Origin of the sequence: Nocardiopsis changdeensis, from assembly GCF_018316655.1 — a bacterium.
Classification (GTDB): Bacteria; Actinomycetota; Actinomycetes; order Streptosporangiales; family Streptosporangiaceae; genus Nocardiopsis; species Nocardiopsis changdeensis.
The window spans coordinates 1,767,406-1,784,167 of sequence record NZ_CP074133.1; the positions used below are offsets into that span (position 1 = coordinate 1,767,406).

At 74.2% G+C, this 16,762-nt stretch carries 15 protein-coding genes and 2 tRNA genes; 13 read left to right on the forward strand and 4 right to left on the reverse strand.

What is annotated here, in order from left to right:
* Nucleotides 1-19: 19 nt before the first annotated feature.
* Nucleotides 20-313 (reverse strand): GroES family chaperonin, encoded by a 294-nt coding sequence (locus KGD84_RS08195; RefSeq protein WP_220565614.1) that lies wholly within the window; start codon nt 311-313, stop codon nt 20-22.
* A 163-nt stretch (nt 314-476) separates the two neighbouring features.
* On the opposite strand from KGD84_RS08195, the gene KGD84_RS08200 reads away from it, so the two are divergent.
* The 4 genes from KGD84_RS08200 (at nt 477) to KGD84_RS08215 (ending at nt 4,117) form a co-directional block, all read left to right on the forward strand.
* Nucleotides 477-549 (forward strand) — tRNA-Ala (locus tag KGD84_RS08200).
* A gap of 906 nt (nt 550-1,455) precedes the next feature.
* Nucleotides 1,456-2,331 carry an alpha/beta hydrolase gene (locus KGD84_RS08205; RefSeq protein ID WP_220559662.1) on the forward strand — a complete coding sequence of 292 codons (876 nt, stop codon included), beginning with the start codon at nt 1,456-1,458 and terminating at the stop codon, nt 2,329-2,331.
* Nucleotides 2,328-3,314, forward strand: coding sequence for an ATP-binding cassette domain-containing protein (locus KGD84_RS08210; protein WP_255646399.1), 987 nt, complete (start codon nt 2,328-2,330; stop codon nt 3,312-3,314). Before KGD84_RS08205 ends, KGD84_RS08210 begins: the two co-directional genes overlap by 4 nt.
* Nucleotides 3,311-4,117 (forward strand): ABC transporter permease, encoded by an 807-nt coding sequence (locus tag KGD84_RS08215; RefSeq protein WP_220559663.1) that lies wholly within the window; start codon nt 3,311-3,313, stop codon nt 4,115-4,117. Before KGD84_RS08210 ends, KGD84_RS08215 begins: the two co-directional genes overlap by 4 nt.
* A 51-nt stretch (nt 4,118-4,168) precedes the next feature.
* Here the strand turns inward: KGD84_RS08215 and KGD84_RS08220 are convergent, their stop codons facing one another.
* On the reverse strand, nt 4,169-4,348 hold the full coding sequence (locus KGD84_RS08220) for a hypothetical protein (RefSeq protein ID WP_220559664.1): 180 nt from the start codon (nt 4,346-4,348) through the stop codon (nt 4,169-4,171).
* Nucleotides 4,345-5,349 (reverse strand): LacI family DNA-binding transcriptional regulator, encoded by a 1,005-nt coding sequence (locus KGD84_RS08225; RefSeq protein ID WP_255646400.1) that lies wholly within the window; start codon nt 5,347-5,349, stop codon nt 4,345-4,347. Before KGD84_RS08225 ends, KGD84_RS08220 begins: the two co-directional genes overlap by 4 nt.
* A 174-nt stretch (nt 5,350-5,523) precedes the next feature.
* Between KGD84_RS08225 and KGD84_RS08230 the strand changes: the two genes are divergently transcribed.
* The 5 genes from KGD84_RS08230 to KGD84_RS08250 all read left to right on the forward strand — a co-directional run bounded on the left by KGD84_RS08230 (nt 5,524) and on the right by KGD84_RS08250 (nt 10,916).
* A complete protein-coding gene (locus KGD84_RS08230) occupies nt 5,524-7,215 on the forward strand; it encodes an HAD family hydrolase (RefSeq protein ID WP_220559666.1) in 1,692 nt (563 codons plus the stop codon).
* Nucleotides 7,216-7,253: 38 nt separating this feature from the next.
* Entirely contained in the window at nt 7,254-8,180 is a 927-nt protein-coding gene (locus KGD84_RS08235) for a DUF8171 family membrane protein (RefSeq protein ID WP_255646401.1), read from the forward strand.
* Nucleotides 8,177-9,895 (forward strand): ABC transporter ATP-binding protein, encoded by a 1,719-nt coding sequence (locus KGD84_RS08240; RefSeq protein ID WP_255646402.1) that lies wholly within the window; start codon nt 8,177-8,179, stop codon nt 9,893-9,895. The genes KGD84_RS08235 and KGD84_RS08240 overlap by 4 nt, the downstream gene beginning before the upstream one ends.
* Nucleotides 9,882-10,730 (forward strand): energy-coupling factor transporter transmembrane component T family protein, encoded by an 849-nt coding sequence (locus KGD84_RS08245; RefSeq protein WP_220559668.1) that lies wholly within the window; start codon nt 9,882-9,884, stop codon nt 10,728-10,730. The genes KGD84_RS08240 and KGD84_RS08245 overlap by 14 nt, the downstream gene beginning before the upstream one ends.
* Before the next feature lie 113 nt (nt 10,731-10,843).
* Nucleotides 10,844-10,916: transfer RNA gene (locus KGD84_RS08250), tRNA-Ala, on the forward strand.
* A 226-nt stretch (nt 10,917-11,142) separates the two neighbouring features.
* Here KGD84_RS08250 and KGD84_RS08255 read toward each other — a convergent pair.
* The gene (locus KGD84_RS08255) at nt 11,143-12,630 is read right to left on the reverse strand and encodes an MFS transporter (protein WP_255646403.1); all 1,488 of its coding nucleotides are present in this window, start codon (nt 12,628-12,630) and stop codon (nt 11,143-11,145) included.
* A 103-nt stretch (nt 12,631-12,733) separates the two neighbouring features.
* Here KGD84_RS08255 and KGD84_RS08260 point away from each other — a divergent pair, with 103 nt between their 5' ends.
* The 4 genes from KGD84_RS08260 (at nt 12,734) to KGD84_RS08275 (ending at nt 16,724) form a co-directional block, all read left to right on the forward strand.
* Complete coding sequence (locus KGD84_RS08260) at nt 12,734-13,660, forward strand: helix-turn-helix transcriptional regulator (protein ID WP_220559670.1); 927 nt, start codon at nt 12,734-12,736, stop codon at nt 13,658-13,660.
* A 121-nt stretch (nt 13,661-13,781) separates the two neighbouring features.
* Entirely contained in the window at nt 13,782-14,135 is a 354-nt protein-coding gene (locus KGD84_RS08265) for an ArsR/SmtB family transcription factor (protein ID WP_220559671.1), read from the forward strand.
* Nucleotides 14,132-14,605 (forward strand): SRPBCC family protein, encoded by a 474-nt coding sequence (locus KGD84_RS08270; protein WP_220559672.1) that lies wholly within the window; start codon nt 14,132-14,134, stop codon nt 14,603-14,605. The genes KGD84_RS08265 and KGD84_RS08270 overlap by 4 nt, the downstream gene beginning before the upstream one ends.
* A 64-nt stretch (nt 14,606-14,669) precedes the next feature.
* Complete coding sequence (locus KGD84_RS08275) at nt 14,670-16,724, forward strand: ATP-dependent DNA helicase (RefSeq protein WP_220559673.1); 2,055 nt, start codon at nt 14,670-14,672, stop codon at nt 16,722-16,724.
* Nucleotides 16,725-16,762: the final 38 nt, after the last annotated feature.

Consider the following 16,762-nt stretch of genomic DNA (forward strand, 5'->3'; position numbering starts at 1 on the left):
GCCCCGGAGGCGACGGGTGCTACAGGTACAGGCCGGTACCCCGCTCCGGGGCCTCCTTGGCGATCGCGTGCACGTCCCGCTCGCGCAGGATGATGTACCGCTCGCCGTTCAGTTCGACCTCGCCCTGCTCCTCCGGATCGAACAGGACCCGGTCCCCGGTCTTGACATGGCGGGCGCCGGTGCCGGCGCCCACGACCTCGCCCCAGGCGAGCCGCGTCGCCAGCTTCACCGTGTCCGGGATGACCAGACCCGCGCTGCTGCGCCGCTCGCTCTTGTCGGGGACCGTCTTCACCAGCAGGCGGTCGTGGAGCATCTGGATTTCAAGCTTTGATTCGGGCACACCCCCAGGGTATTCGCCCCCGGCCCGGGCCGTCCGCCGCCACCACCGGCCACGGGACCGCCCCCCTGGCTCAACCACCTCTTAACCTTCGGTACAGTAATTCCATCGCCGACCGGGGTAACCGAGCGGCGCACCAGGGGCTATGGCGCAGTTGGTAGCGCGCCTCCATGGCATGGAGGAGGTCTGGGGTTCGAATCCCCATAGCTCCACTCGACTCTCAGACGACCCTGCTCGGGGGCCTTCGGCCGCCTCGCAGGGTCGTCTTCGTCGTGCCTGCCGGGGGGGGAGACCCCCCGAACCCCCCGAGGTGACCCCCTGCGGCTGGGGCCGCGTGCATCGTGGGCCTCGGCGGCGGCTGGTCTTACATCGTGTGCGGGCTGTGCCCGCAGGGGTCTTCTTCGAGGTGGCCCGTTGTGGCGGGGCCGCGTGTATCGGGGGCCTCGGCGGTGGCCGGTCTTGCATCGTTCGCGGGCCGTGCCGACAGGTCGGCCGGAGGCGATCCTCTGCGGCGGGGGCCGCGTGCATTGTGGATCTCGGCGGTGGCCGGTCTTGCATCGTTCGCGGGCTGTGCCCGCGGGGCGTTCTTTGAGGTGACCCCTGCGGGGGAGTGGCGGACCTCACATGTGCGCGGGGGCGGTTCAGGTCGGGGTGAGGGCCGCGTAGTAGGACTGCCGGGACGTGAAGCACGGGTCGAAGGCGGGCGGCGGCTCCCCCCACGAAAGACCGCCGATGTGTCGAAGCGGTCCTCTCGATCAGGCCGTACCCGTCCTCGCTGCCCGCCGCCGGAGCGGTGGGCCACCGGAGCGCCGCGGGGGCCGGTACCGGACGATTCCCCGGAATTTCCCCGGACGTTCGAACGGTGTGCGGGCGGTGAACGGTCGGCGGCCGGTTTCGGACACGCGAATGGAGAGGGGGGACAATTCACCTGCGGATCTCCCGCGAAGAATGGAGGAATCGCAGATCAAGCGGCCTCCACCACTTTCGTCGGTAGTGCCACCACCACCCGCGTGGTGGGTGTGGGTGGACGGTGAATCGGGAGTCGGCACCATCGAATGCGGCGACCCGCGCATCTAACGTCGAAACCGTTAGAGAATCCCTCGATCCGACGGAGGATCATGATCACGGCGGGCCCCCGGACCGCGCCGCCCCTGGCGCCTCTGCACTACGAGGAGCAGGAGTGGAACGGCCTTCGACTGCTGGCTTACGACGAGTCCGGCGACGGGCGCATCGTCGAGGCCCTGGGTGATCCGGCGACCGCCGATCACATCATCGTCCTCGTCCCCGGAAACGACAATTACCTGGGGAATTACTTCGACCCGAGCCGTCCCACCCGCCCCCGGGTGAACGGCGCGACCCTGCTGCGGACCATGGGCGAGGTCGCCACGGGGGAGAGTTTCGCCGTCGTGGTGTGGATGGGCTACGACACCCCCCGCGGATTCTTCGAGGGCGCGATGCGCGGACCGGCCCGGCGGGCCGCCCCCGACCTCGTCCGGCTCACCCATTACCTGCCCGGCGACGCCCACATCACCCTGGTCGGGCACAGCTACGGGACCGTCGTGTGCGGCCTGGCGCTGGCCGAGGGCCGCGTCGACGACTGCATCGCCCTGGGCAGCCCCGGCATGGGCGGCTCCTCCACCGCCGACCTGCGCTACTCCGGGAACCTCTGGGTCGCCCAGGGGCGCGACGACTGGATCCGCCGCTTCCCGCGCGGCCGCCTCGGCGACCTCGGCCACGGGCCCACCCCGCTGCGCCCCGGCTTCGGGGGCCTGCGCATCGAGACCGGCGACATCCCCGGCCACTGCGCCTACTACACCGAGGGCAGCGAGTCGGTGCGCAACATGGCCCGGATCGCCCTGGGCCGCTACGAGGAGGTCACCCTGGTCGACCCGGTGGCCCGCACCCCGCTGCCCCGACCGGCCGCCCCGGCCCGGTCCGCCGCCCTGCCCGCGCAGCGGGCGGCCGCCGTCCCGGGGGAGAGGATCGCCCGGTGACCGCCGACGGACCGGTGATCCTCGCCGAGGGGGTCCGCAAGACCTATCCGTCCAGGAGCCGGCCCTCCCTGGACGGGTTCGACCTGGTCGTGCGCCCGGGCACGGTGCACGCCCTGCTCGGCCCCAACGGCGCGGGCAAGACCACCGCGGTCCGGGCGATGTCCACCCTGGTCCGGTTCGACGAGGGCAGCGTCCGGGTGGCCGGGCACGACGTGGCCTCCCAGAGCCGCCGGGTACGCGAGCGCATCGGCCTGACCGGCCAGTACGCCGCCCTGGACGAGGTGCTCAGCGGCCGGCGCAACCTGGAGATGTTCGCCCGCCTGCACCACCTGCGGCCCCGGGAGGCCAAGGCCAGGGCCGCGGAGCTGCTGGAGCGGTTCGGCCTCACCGACGCCGCCGAGCGCCCGGTCCGCCACTACTCCGGCGGCATGCGCCGCCGCCTGGACCTGGCGGCCAGCCTCATCCTGGACCCGCAGGTGCTGTTCCTGGACGAGCCCACCACCGGCCTGGACCCGCGCAGCCGCGCCGAGGTGTGGCGGGCGGTGCGCGACCTCGTCGACCGGGGCACCACCGTGCTGCTCACCACCCAGTACCTGGAGGAGGCCGACCGGCTGGCCGACACGGTGTCGGTGATGGAGGCCGGCCGGGTCATCGCCGAGGGAGCCCCCGACGAGCTCAAGCGGCGGGTCGGCGGCAGCCGCGTGGAGGTGGTGGTCACCGACCCCTCCGAGGTCGACAAGGCCGTGGAGGTGCTGGGCCGGGTGTGCGGCGCCCCGCTCGACGTCGACCCCGATACCCAGACGGTGCGCGCCCCCGTGGGCGGGCGCGGCAGTGAACTGGCCAAGGTGGTGCGGGCCCTGGACGAGGCCGGGCTGGAGGTGGAGGACATCGCGCTGCGCAGGCCCAGCCTGGACGAGGTGTTCCTCAGCCTGACCGGTCGCCGCACCGGAGAGGACGCGACCACCGGGGAGGGTCCGCGATGACCGTGATGGCCAGGCGCCTGGGATGGGCGCTGTCCGACACCGGGGTGGTGGCCCGCCGCTACCTGTCCCACCTGGTGCACAAGCCCGACGAGCTGATCGGCACCCTGCTCATCCCGGTGCTGGCGGTGCTGCTGTTCGGGTTCGTGTTCGGCGAGACCATGGGCGCCGCCGCCGGGGTGGACGACTACCGGGACTTCCTGATGCCGGGCCTCTTCGCGCTCACCATGGCCTTCGGTATCGGCAACACCACCATCGCCGTGGTCACCGACGCCGGGAGGGGCGTCATCGACCGGTTCCGCACCCTGCCGATGGCGCCGTCGGCGCTGCTGGCCGGGCGCAGCGTCTCCGACGTGGTCTCCGGGGTGGTGGACCTGGCCGTGCTGGCCGGGATGGGCCTGCTCATCGGGTGGCGCTGGAACGAGGGCTGGCTCTCGGCGCTGGCCGCCCTGGGGCTGCTGCTGTGGCTGCGGCTCGCCTTCACCTGGATCGGCATCTACCTGGGGCTGGTGGTGCGCAGCCCCGAGGCCGCCATGAAGTTCTTCTCACTGGTCTTCCCGCTGGCCATGGTCGCGGACACGTTCGTGCCCACGTCGAGCATGCCCGGCTGGCTGGCCCCGCTGGCGGAGTGGAACCCGCTGTCGGCGACGGTGATCGCCGCCCGCGACCTGTTCGGCTCGCCCGGGGTGGTGTCCGACTCCTGGGTGGCGCAGAACGCCCTGCTCATGGCGCTGGTGTGGCCGCTGGTGCTGCTGGCGGTGTTCGTCCCGCTGGCGGTGCACCGCTACCGGGCGGCCGCCCGGTAGCGGGGGCCGCGCGGTGGTGGGGACCGGGGTCCGCGGGGGCGGCCGCGGTCCTCACCCGTGCGCGTCCACGAAGGCCAACAGGCCGGGATCGCCCGAGACCAGGCGCTCCGCCTCCTCGCCGCCGTCGCACCGGCACAGCGACACCGTCACCTCGGAGTCCGTGCGCGCGACCACCCGCCACACACCCCCGTGCTCCTCCCAGCGCCGCAGGACGTCGACCGGATCCGTCATGGCGTACCGCCTCCTCGCCGTTCCCCGGGCGGCGCGGTGGAATCGCGCACCACCAGTTCCGGTGCCAGCACCTCGTGCCGGTCCCCGGTGCGGCCGCCCATGCGCTCCCACAGCAGTTCGGTGGCCAGCCTCCCCATGATCGCGCGCGGCTGGTCCACACTGGTCAGCCGGGGGCGGGTCACCTCCGCCAGGGACGTGTTGTCGTAGCCCACCACGGACACCTCCGGCGGGGCGTGGTCCAGCACCGCCAGCGCCGCCAGGTCGTTGACCGCGAACACCGCGCCGGGTCCCCGCGCCAGCAGCTCCGCGGCCGCGCGCTCCCGGTCGCCGCCCACCGGGTGCACCAGCGCCTCCCCGGCCAGCCCCGCCTCCCGCATGGTCTCCCGGTACCCGGCCTCGCGCGAGCGCGACGACGGGCTGCCGCTGCCGGACAGGTGCCCGATCCGCGTGTGGCCCAGCTCCAGCAGGTGCCGGACCGCCGCCCGCGCCCCCGCCTCGTCGTCGTTGGCGACCGTGTCCACCCCCGGGGCGAACTCCCGCGGCCGCCCCACCATCACCACCGGCACCCTGCGCGCCGCGTCGGCCAGGGCCGCGGCGCCCACCCAGGAGCTCACCACCACGACCCCGTCCACGTTGAGCTGGAGCAGGGAGTCCAGCTGGTGCTCCAGCCGCCCCCGGTCGCGGCGGCCGTGCGCCAGCAGCACCGTGAACCCGCGGCCCTCCGCGGCCTCCTCCACGCCCGCCACGACCTCCGTGTGGTACGGGTTGGCCAGGTCGGTGAGCAGCACGCCCAGGATCATCGTGCGCCCCTGCACCAGCCCGCGGGCCAGGCGGTTGGAGCGGTAGCCGAGCCGGTCGGCGGCGGCCAGGATGCGCGCCCCCGTCTCCTCGCTCACACCGGGATCCCCGCGCAGCGCCAGCGACACCAGGGATTTGGACACCCCGGCGGCCGCGGCGACATCGACGATGGTGGGACGGCGCCCGGGTCTGGTTCCTGTCACAACGACCATTGTGTCCCGGATCGGAGTGCCTCGCCCGCCATCGACTGGAACGTTCCAGACCCGTTTCCCGACCGGCCACCGAAAGTCCTTCCCCCGGCTCCGGCCCCTGTTTACCGTCACCGGTGAACGCACTCTCCGGGCCGCCGCGGCGGGCCCCGACCGGCAGGAGCCACCTTGGACCCGATCCCCGCCCTGCGCCGACGCCCCGAGGCCCTGCTGCTGGACTTCGGCGGGGTCGTCTTCCAGACCCGCAAACCGCCCGAGGGCCGCGCCGCCGTCGCCCTGCACCTGCGCGAGACCCTGCTGCGCGCCGGGCACGACGTGCCCGCCGCGGAGCTGCGGGCCTCCCTGGACGCGGGCCTGGCGGCGCTCAAGGACTGGAAGAACGCCGCCGGCCGCCGGCGCACCCCGCGCGAGCTGACCCACCGCGAGATCTGGACCGACTTCCTCGCCTCCGACCTGCCCGACCCGGTGCGGGAGACCCTCGCCGGCAGCGCGGGCCCGCTGCTGGCCGACATGTCCACCCTGCTCTCCGAGCACCGCCTCCGCCCCGGCATCCGCGACCTGCTGCACGCCGCCCGCACCCTGGGCGTGCGCGTGGGCATCGTCTCCAACGCCCACTCCGGCCGCGCCCACCGGTCACTGCTGCGCGAAGCCGGGCTGGAGGACGCCATCGGCGTGCAGGTGTACTCCGACGAGGTCGGCATCCGCAAGCCCCACCCGGAGATGATCGCCCTGGCCGCCCGCGCCCTGGGCACCGATCCCGGGCACTGCTGGTACGTCGGCGACACCCAGGACCGCGACGTGGTCGCCGGGCGCAGGGCCGGGGCGGCCGCCGTCGTCCTCACCCGCCACCACCACACCGACACCCCGCCCTACCCGGTACGGGAGAGCGCCGACGCGGTCTTCGACACCCCCGAGGGGCTGGTGGACCCGCTCTGGCACAGCGTCCCGGCCCGGGCGGCCGACGCCGCCCCGGCACGGACCGCCGGAGAGGACACGGAACAGGACCCGGTCCGGGTGGTCCGGCCCCGGGCGCACGGCCCCGCCGCGGCGCGCCGCGCCCCGGACCCCGGGGAGCCCGGCGCGCTCCTGCTCGACCAGGGCGGGGTCATCGCCGTCTCCAGCGCCACCCCCGACGTCCAGCGCGACTTCGCCGCCTCCCTGGCCCGCCGCCTGGAACGCGTCGGCTACGCCGCCACCACCGAGGACATGCTGGCCCTGGTGCGCGCCGGCCGCGACCGCTACCGCGACTGGAAGGCGGGGCACGACGAGGACGGGCCGATCCCCGAGATCACCCCGCGCGCGTTCTGGCACGACATGGTCGGCCGCGACCTGCCCGAACGCGTCCGCGCCTTCCTGTACGCCGAATCCGCGCAGCTCACCCTGGAGTACGCCGACTCCAAGAGCCTGGCCCGGATGCGCGCCGGCGTCCGCGAGGTCCTGGAGCACTGCGCCGAACGGGGCATCCCCGTCGCGGTCGTCTCCAACACCGTCTGCGGGCGCGCCGTCCGCGACGAACTCGACCGGTTCGGCATCGCCCACCTCATCGGCGCCCACGTCTACTCCGACGAGCTGGGCCACCGCAAACCCGACCCCGCCACCGTCCGCTCTGCCCTCACCGCCCTGGACGCCGACCCGGCGCGCGCGTGGTTCGTGGGCGACAAGCCCTGGCGCGACACCGCCGCCGCCCGCCGGGCCGGAGTCGGGACCGCGGTCATCGTGCGCGGCGGCTCCGCCTCCGACGAGCGCATCGACGCCGCGCGCACCGGCCGGGACCCGCTGCTGCGCCCCGACCACGTCATCGACGAGACGGGCGACCTGCTCCGGCTGTGGACGGGCACCCCGGTGCCCCTCGCCACCTGAGAGACCCCCTTCCCCCTCCCCCCGAAAGGTCACCCACCATGGCCACCCCCACCCCCCGGCCCCCCGACGTCCGGGAGCCGTCCCGGCCGCCCGCGCTCAACTCCGGCCAGAAGCTCATGGTCTTCGTCCTGAGCATGACGCTGTTCGGCCTGGCCAACATCATCACCGAGGTCCTGCCCGCGGTCAGGCTCGGCCCGGTCGAGCTGTCCGTGTCCTACCTGGCCTTCGTCCCGGTCGTCATGGCCTCCCTGTTCCACCCCCTCTACGCGGCCCTGGGCGCCCCGCTCGGCGAGATCGTCTTCGTCGACCTGCTCATGGGCGACTTCTCCGGCATCGGGGAGCTGGAGGGGTACCTCCAGATGTTCCTGGGCGTGTACATCGCGGGCTGCCTGGTCCGCGACCCGCGCCGCCGCGGGCAGCTGTTCCTGGCCGGGGTCACCGTCGTGTTCGTCGACAAGCTCCTGTCGGCCGTCGTCGACATCGGCAAGGTCATGGTCGGCGTCGAGGACGCCGAGTTCGTGCCCGGCCTGCCCGAGTCGATCCTGCTGCTGGAGGCGGTCGGGTTCACCACCGAACTGGTCATCAGCGGCATCCTCTTCGGCGCCCTGCCCGCGATGGCGCTGGCGCCCCGGCTGTACGGCAGGATCGAGCCCCTGCTCGGACTGGCCCCGCGCGACCCCGCCCGGCCCCACGCGCTGGCCGAGCGCGGCACCGGCGCGTTCCTGCTGCTGGCCCTGGTGCTGGCGTTCGTGTCGATGATCGCGGCGTTCACCTCCGAGATCTTCGACAACTTCGGGGTATGGCAGCCCGACTTCATCGACCGGTACGGGCAGCGGTTCCTGTGGATCGGGGCGTCGGCCGCGGCCATCGTGCTGGCCGCCGCGGTCATGGCGGTCCGGTTCGTCGTCCACTCCCGGCGCGAGCGCGCCGCCCAGGACGTCCGGGACGGGGAGGGGCCGCGGTGAGCGGCGGCGACCCCGCCGCACCCGCCGTCGAGGTCCAGGGGCTGCGCTTCCGCTACCCGGGCGCCGCCCGGGACACCCTCACCGGCGTGGACCTGCGCGTCGAACGCGGCGACATCACCGCCGTCATCGGCGGCAACGGCTCCGGCAAGACCACCCTGTGCAAGACCTTCAACGGGCTCGTCCCGCACTACTGGTCCGGCGACTTCGACGGGACCGTGCGCGTGTGCGGCACCGACACCCGCACCGCCTCCGTCGCCGCCCTGTCCCACCTGGTCGGCTACGTCTACCAGGACTTCGGCAACCAGCTGGTGCGGCCCACCGTCCGCGACGAGGTGTCCTTCGCGCCCGTCAACTTCGGGCTCGCCGACCACGCCGAGCGCACCGAGGAGGCCATGGAGCTGCTCGGCCTCGCCCACCTCGCCGACCGGTTCACCTGGCAGCTGTCCGGCGGGCAGCAGCACCTGGTGGCGCTCGCCTCCGTGCTGGCGCTGCGGCCCGAGGTCGTCGTGGTGGACGAGCCCGTCGCCGAACTCGACCCGGTCCGCGCGGAACGGATCTACGAGGCGCTCACCGACCTCAACGCCCGGCGGGGGACCACCGTCGTCGTCATCGAGCACCACGCCGAGTTCGTCGCCCGGTACGCCCGCTCGGTGGTCCTCATGGCCGAGGGCGCACCGGTGTGGCACCTGCCGGTGCGCGAGGCCCTGGAACGGCACGACGAACTCGACCGGCACGGCATCCCCGCACCGCAGATCGCCCGGGCGGTGCGGGCCCTGGCCCCCGGGGCACCGGTCCCGCTCACCGTCCCCGAGGCCGCGCGGGCACTGCGCGGGGTACCCCTGGGCGGGGCCGCCCCGGCGCCGCCGGCGCCGCCGCCGGGGGAGGCCGTGGCCGAGCTCTCCGGCGTCCACCACGGGTACCGCGAGGTCGGCGGCGGGCTCACGCAAGTGCTGCGCGGCGTCGACCTCACCCTGGGCGCCGGCGAGCGCGTCGCCCTGGTCGGCGGCAACGGGGCGGGCAAGTCCACCCTGCTGCGCCTGCTCACCGGCCTCAAGGTGCCCCGCGCCGGGACCGTGCGCGTCGAGGGCGTCGACACCCGCACCGTGCGGCCCGCCGACCTCGCCCACCGGGTCTGCCACCTGTACCAGCGGCCCGAGCAGATGTTCCTCAAGGACAGCGTGCGCGAGGACATCGCCATGTTCCCCGCCGCGCGCGGGGTCCCCGACACCGACGCGCTGGTGGACACCATCCTGGAGCGCATCCGGCTCACCGGCCTCGCCGACCGCGACGGGCGCCTGCTCTCCGGCGGCCAGCAGCGCCGCGCCACCCTCGGCATCGGACTGGGCGTGCGGCCCGCCCTCCTGCTGCTGGACGAGCCCACCTCCAGCCTCGACACCGCCAGCCGCGACGCCGTCATCGCCATGCTCGACGCGCTCGCCGACACCATCCGCTGCACCGTCGTCGCCACCCACGACATGCACCTGGTCGCCACCTGGGCGCAGCGGGTCGTCGTCCTGGACGGCGGCCGGATCGCCGCCGACACCGCCCCGGCGGCGCTGTTCTCCGACCCGGGGCTCATGGCCGCGGCCGGACTCGTCCCGCCCCAGGTCGTCCGGCTCGGCCTGGAACTGGGGCTGGAACCGCCGCCCCTGTCCGTGGCCGACCTCCTCGGCCGCCGCCCGATCACCGAGGGGACCGCCGATGGCCGCCGCTGAACGCCACCGCAGGGAACGGGACACCCTCTCCGTCGAGTGGGTCAAACTCGAACTCCTGCGGACCGCCTACGCCACCCGCGGCGGACTGCTCGCCTCCCGGGACCCCCGGTTCGTCATCGGGTGGTACCTGGTCTTCGCCGTGGTGCCCTGGCTCACCCACGACCTGACCGTGCTCGCCGGGCTGTTCCTGGTGTGCGCGGCCGCCGTCGTGCTCAGCCGGGTCGGGCCGCTCATCCTCGGGCTGTTCCTGATCGGGTTCGTGCTGGAGAGCGTGTACCTGCTGGTCGCGTCCTGGTTCTTCGGCGGGGACCTGGGCACCGTGCTGGCACTGTCCGAGCTCACGCTCAAGCTCGCCACCGTCAGCCTGGCCAGCATGGCGGCGTTCGTGTCCCTGGACCCGGAGAAGCTGTCCGACGCGCTGCTGGCCCTGCACGCGCCCGCCATGGTCGCGTTCGGGGTGAGCTACGGGTACCGGATGCTGCCGGTGCTGATGGAGGAGTTCCACACCGTCGTCGACGGGTACCGGCTGCGCGCGGCACCGCCGCCCCCGCCCGGGTTCCTGGGGTGGCGGGCCGCCGTGCGGCTGGCCACCACCGTGGTGGCGGCGTTCTACCCCCTGATGCTCAACACCGCCAAGCGCACCCGCACCACCGTGGAGGCGCTGGAGACCAAGGGGTTCACCTACGCCGCCGAACACCCGGCGGGGCGCCGCATCCGCCTCTCCCACCTCAGGGCCGACCGGTGGGACGTACTGCTCATCGCCGTGACCGCACTGCTCGTCGCCGGCTGCTTCGGCCTGGGGCAGGTCTACCCGATGCCCGTCCGGGTCCGCTGACCCCCGCCGGTGGCGGGCGGTGTGGGCCGCCCGACACCCGGCCGGGTCACGGCACCCCCCGCGATCCGATAGACTCGACCATGTCGCCGGGGAGACCCGGGCGGCACCCGCACGGGGCTATGGCGCAGTTGGTAGCGCGCCTCCATGGCATGGAGGAGGTCTGGGGTTCGAATCCCCATAGCTCCACTTCACTCCGGAACGACCTTGTCCGGTGGATCTCGTCCGCCTCGCAAGGTCGTTCCGTCGTTTCCGCCGGGGGACGACCCCCGGTCTCCCGATGCGGGGCTTCGCCCCACGGGTTCGGGTGACGTCCCGTCGGGCCCGTTCGACTCCGAGACGACCCTGCCCACGCGTTCCACGCGCCGGCAGGGTCGTCCTCGTCGCGCCCGCCGGGGCCACCCCCGGCCGCGGCTCAGCGGGTGACCGGCTCGGGCGCCTCGGTGGCCGGCGCGGACCGGGGGAGCAGGCGCACGGCCAGCACGGCCAGCCCCAGAGCCAGCAGTCCGCCCACGGCGACGGTGACGTGCAGGCCCGTCACGAACGCCTCCCGGGCCTGGTCCGCGGCGGCGGCCGTCAGCCCCGGAGTCCGGAGCGTCTCGTCCAGGGTGCCCGCCGCGCCCGGCCCCAGCAGCCGGAACACGAACGCCGCCAGCGACCCCAGCAGGGCGATCCCGAGCGCGTGCCCGATCTCGTTCCCGGTCTCGGCCATGGCGGCCGCGGCGCCCGCCCGCTCCCGGGGCGCCGCCGACACCGCGATGTCGGCGACCAGGCTGAACGAGATCCCGTACCCGACGCCCGCGACCATCGTCGCCGCGACGTAGGGCACCACCCCGCCGTCCGAGGCCAGCGCCAGCAGCAGGAGCAGGCCCGCGCCCATGCTCGCGTGCGCCAGGATCAGGGCCGGGCGGGCTCCGATCCACCGGACCAGCACCGGTGTCCCGATGGAGCTCAGGGTCAGCACCGCCGCCCCCGGCAGGGCGAACAGCGCCGCCGTCAGCACCTGCAGCCCCAGCACCGACTGGAGGTACACCCCGGTCAGGTAGATCGACGCCGCCCACACCACCAGCGTCGACACGCTCGTGAGGATGGCGAGGGCGAACACCCGGTCCCGGAACAGCCCCAGGTCCACCAGGGGGTGGGCCAGGGTGCGCTGGCGCCGTACGAACCACACCAGCAGCGCCGCCCCCGCGACCCCGGTCGCCACCGTCACGGCCGAGACCCCGTGCGCCGCGATCCCCTTGACCGCGTACACCGCCAGCAGCAGCCCGCCCGCCGACAGCACCACGCTCGCCGCGTCCACCCGGCCGGGCCGCCCGGCGCGCACCTCGCGCAGCACCAGCGGTGCCAGGACGAGGAAGGCCACCACGACCGGCGCGTTGATCAGGAACACCGACCCCCAGTCGAACCGGCTGAGCAGTATCCCGCCCACCACCGGCCCGACGGCGAACCCGGCCGCGAACGTCGCCGCGAACACCCCGATCGCCTGCGCCCGGCGCCGCGGGTCGGTGAACAGCTCGCCGATCACCGCCAGCGAGGACGGCAGCAGCGTCGCCCCGCCCAGCCCCATGAGCACCCGGAACCCGATGAGGACCTCCGGCGTGGGGGACAGCGCCGCCCCCACCGAGCCGGCGCCGAACACCGCGGCCCCGATCATCAGCAGCCGCAGCCGCCCGTACCGGTCCCCCAGGTTGCCGAACGCGATGAGCAGCGAGCCCACCACGAAGCTGTAGGAGTCCAGGATCCACAGGGCCTGGTCCGCCCCCGGCTCCAGGTCCGCGATCACCCGCGGCATCGCCAGGTACAGCACCGAGGCGTCCATGGCCACCAGCAGCACCGGCCCCAGCACGACCAGCAGGCCGAACCAGGTCCGTGCGGTCGTTCGTTCTCGATTCGTTCCCATGGCGGCAACAGTGCCGCCGCCCCGCCGCCGCGACCAGACACCCGCCGTGGGTACACCCGGCAGGTGCAGGCACGCCGGCCCGCCCGCCGCCTACGCTCGGGGCATGAGAACGGACAGCCTCGGAGCCTTCCTCAAGACCCGGCGGGACCGCGTCACCCCCGACGACGTGGGCCTGCGCACCTACGGCACCGCCCGGCGCGTCCCGGGCCTGCGCCGCGAGGAGCTGGCCCAGCTGGCGGGGGTCAGCGCCGGCTACTACACCCGCCTCGAACAGGACCAGGCGGGCACCGCCTCGGCCCAGGTCCTGGACGCCCTGGCCCGGGTCCTGATGCTGGACGCGGACGAGACCGCCCACCTGCACAACCTCGCCCGCCGTCCCGCCGCCCTGCGCATGGTCCGCCCGCGGCCGGAGCGCCCGGACGCCCGGGTGCTCACCCTGCTGCGGTCGCTGGGCGAGAGCGTTCCGGCGATCGTGTGGGGCCGCCGCGGCGACGTGCTGGCGTGGAACCGGACCGGGCACGCCCTGTTCGCCGAACACGTCGACTTCGGCGCCCCCGACGAGCCGTCCCGGCGCCCCACCAACGCGCGGCTGTTCTTCCTGGACCCGCACACCCGGGACCTGTACCGCAACCGGGAGGAGCTGGCCCGCGCCCACGTCGCCTACCTTCGCCTGGCCAGCGGCCGGTACCCCACGGACGGCCGGCTGGCGGAGCTGATCGGCGAGCTGATGATGCACAGCGCGGAGTTCGCGTCCCTGTGGGCGCGGGTCGAGGTCGCGGACTGCACGACGGGGCCGATGAACCTGCGCCACCCGGTGCTGGGCGACGTGGACGTGGACTACCAGGTGTGGATCCAGCCGGACAGCCCCGACCACCGGCTGGAGATCTACACCCCGCAGGACGTCGCCTCCGCCGACGCCCTGAACCTGCTCGCCGCCGGAACGGCCGGGACGGCCGCCCCCGCGGCTCCGGCCGCCGGCCGCCCTGGAACGCGGCCGCCCTCCCTCCCCGCCGGTTCCCCCTCGGCGTGAAGGACACCCCGGGACCCCTTTCGAGATTTTGCCGGGAGGAGACCGTACCGCTCCCCGTTCTGTCGGTGCCGGATGCGATGATCAACACATCGGTTGATCAACGAGGAGGTTGAATACACGGATGGCGGACGACCCGTTGAGTCTCACCTTCGCCGCTCTGGCCGACCCGACGCGGCGGGCCCTGCTCGCCCGGCTGGCCGAGGGCGAGGCGACCGTCAACGAACTCGCGGAGCCGTTCCCCATCAGCCTCCAGGCGATCTCGCGACACCTGAAGGTCCTCGAACGCGCCGGGCTCATCACCCGGGGCAGGGAGGCCCAGTGGCGCCCCTGCCGGCTGGAGACCGCGCCGCTGCGCGAGGTCTCCGACTGGCTCGGCCGCTACCGCGGCCGCTGGGAGGACCGCTTCGGGAGGCTGGACGCCGAGATCAGCAGGATCAGGGAACAGGCAGCGAAGAACCAGGGAGAAGGACAATGAGCGACCTCGAGATCATCGCCGAGCCCGGCCGGCAGGACATAGTCATCAAGCGCAGCTTCGACGCCCCCCGCGAGCTGGTGTTCCGGGCCATGACCGAGCCCGAGCACCTGGCCGCCTGGTGGGGGCTGCCCACCTCCGAGACCGTCATCGACCACGCCGAGCCCCGCACCGGGGGCAGCTGGCGGTTCGTCGAGAGGGCCGAGGGCGAGGAGTACGCCTTCCGCGGCGTCTACCACGAGGTCACCGCGCCCGAGCGGGTCGTGCAGACCTTCGAGTTCGAGGGCATGCCCGGCCACGTGGCCATGGAGACCATGACCCTGGAGGACGCCGGGGACGGCCGCACCCTCTACACCAACGTCTCCGTCTACCAGAGCGTCGAGGACCGGGACGGCATGATCGCCTCCGGCATGGAGGACGGCCTCGGCCAGTCCATGGACGCCCTGGACGAGCTGCTCCGCGAGCTCGGGTGACCCGCGGCGGGCCGGGCCTGTGGACAGGGCCCGGTCCGTCCCCGGCGGCCGGTACTGTCGATCCGTGGCAGATCTCCCCGACGTCCCGACCCTGCTCGACACCGCCGTGGCCGCCCTGGGCGGCCGCCGCCGCGACGGCCAGTCCGCGATGGCGGCGGCCGTCGCCGACGCCGTCGACAGACGCGAGCACCTCGTCGTCCAGGCGGGCACCGGCACCGGCAAGTCCCTGGCCTACCTCGTCCCGGCCATCCGGCGCGCGATGGAGAAGGACACCTCCGTCGTGGTCTCCACCGCCACCATCGCCCTGCAGAACCAGCTCATCGACCGCGACCTGCCGCGGCTGGCCGGGGCGCTCAAGCCCCTGCTGCGCCGCGAGCCCACGTTCGCCGTCCTCAAGGGCCGCCGCAACTACCTGTGCCGCAACCGCCTGCACACCGCGGCCGACGACTCCGACGAGGCCGAGCTGTTCGACCCCCGCCAGCTGTCCTCCCTGGGCAAGCAGGTGGCCCGCCTGCACGAGTGGGCGGAGGAGACCGCCACCGGCGACCGCGACGAGCTGGTCCCGGGCGTCACCGACCTGGCCTGGCGGCAGGTCTCGGTGTCCGCCAACGAGTGCATGGGCGCCCGCATCTGCCCCTTCGGGCAGGAGTGCTTCGCCGAGTTCGCCCGCGAGGAGGCCAAGGGCGTCGACGTGGTGGTCACCAACCACGCGATGCTGTCCATCGACATGACCCAGGGCAACCACATCCTGCCCGAGCACGACACGATCATGATCGACGAGGCCCACGAGCTGGTCGACCGGGCCACCTCCGTGGCCACCGGCACCCTGGCCGAGCGCACCGTCACCGTCGCCGCCAAACGCGCCGGCCGCCTCATCGAGCCCATGGTCGCCGAGCGGCTGACCGAGGCCGGCGAGGGCCTGGCGCTGATGTTCGCCGACGCCCCCGAGGGGCGCATCGACCACATCGACGAGGGGCTGGCCGGGGCGGTCGCGGTCGTCCGCGACGCCGCCGCGGCGTGCGTCACCGCCATCGGGCCCTCGCCCGGCGAGCAGGAGGCCGAGGCCGCCAGCGAGCGCCGCCTGGCCCTGGCCGCCCTCAACGAGGTCCACGACACCGCGGTGCGCGTCCTGGAGTCCTTCGAGCCCGCCCTGCGCGACCGCACCGACGTCGTGTGGCTCACCAAGACCCCGGGGCGCCGCCCCGCGCTGAGCGTCGCCCCGCTGGCCGTGGGCGGGCTGCTGCGCGAGAAGCTCTTCGGCGACCGCACCGTGGTCCTCACCTCCGCCACCCTCACCCTGGGGGGCTCCTTCTCCTCGCTGGCCCGCCAGTGGGGGCTGGGCCGGGAGGTCGGCCAGGAGCGGGCGGAGGCCGAGCGCGCCGCCGCGACCGGCGGGGACGACGCCGAGGACGGCCCGCACCGCGCCGCGGGCGAGCCCCGGTGGCGGGCGCTGGACGTCGGCTCCCCGTTCGACCACGCCCGCAGCGGCATCCTCTACGTCGCCGCCCACCTGCCGCCGCCCGGCCGGGACGGGCTCTCCCCGGCCTACCTGGACGAGATCACCGAGCTCATCGAGGCCGCCGACGGCCGCACCCTGGGGCTGTTCTCCTCGATGCGCGCCGCCCAGCAGGCCGCCGACGAGCTGCGCGAGCGCTTGGACCACCCGCTGCTGTGCCAGGGGGAGGACTCCACCGGCCAGCTGGTCCGCCGGTTCTCCGAGGACGAGAACGCCTGCCTGTTCGGCACCCTGTCGCTGTGGCAGGGGGTGGACGTGCCGGGACCGTCGCTGTCGCTGGTGATCGTGGACCGCATCCCGTTCCCGCGCCCGGACGACCCGCTGGCCTCGGCCCGCCAGCGCTCCGTGGCCGCCCACGGCGGCAACGGCTTCCTATCGGTGGCGGCCACCCACGCCGCCCTGCTGCTGGCCCAGGGCACGGGGCGCCTGCTGCGCTCCACCGACGACAGGGGCGTCATCGCGGTCCTGGACCCGAGGCTGGCCACCGCCCGCTACGGCGGGTTCCTGCGCGCCTCGCTGCCGCCGTACTGGGGCACCACCGACCCGCAGGTGGCCCGGTCGGCGCTGCGCCGGCTCTCGGGCCGCGCCGCCCCGGCGGCCTGACCGGCCCCGGACACGGCGACGGCCGGGCGCCCTCGGGG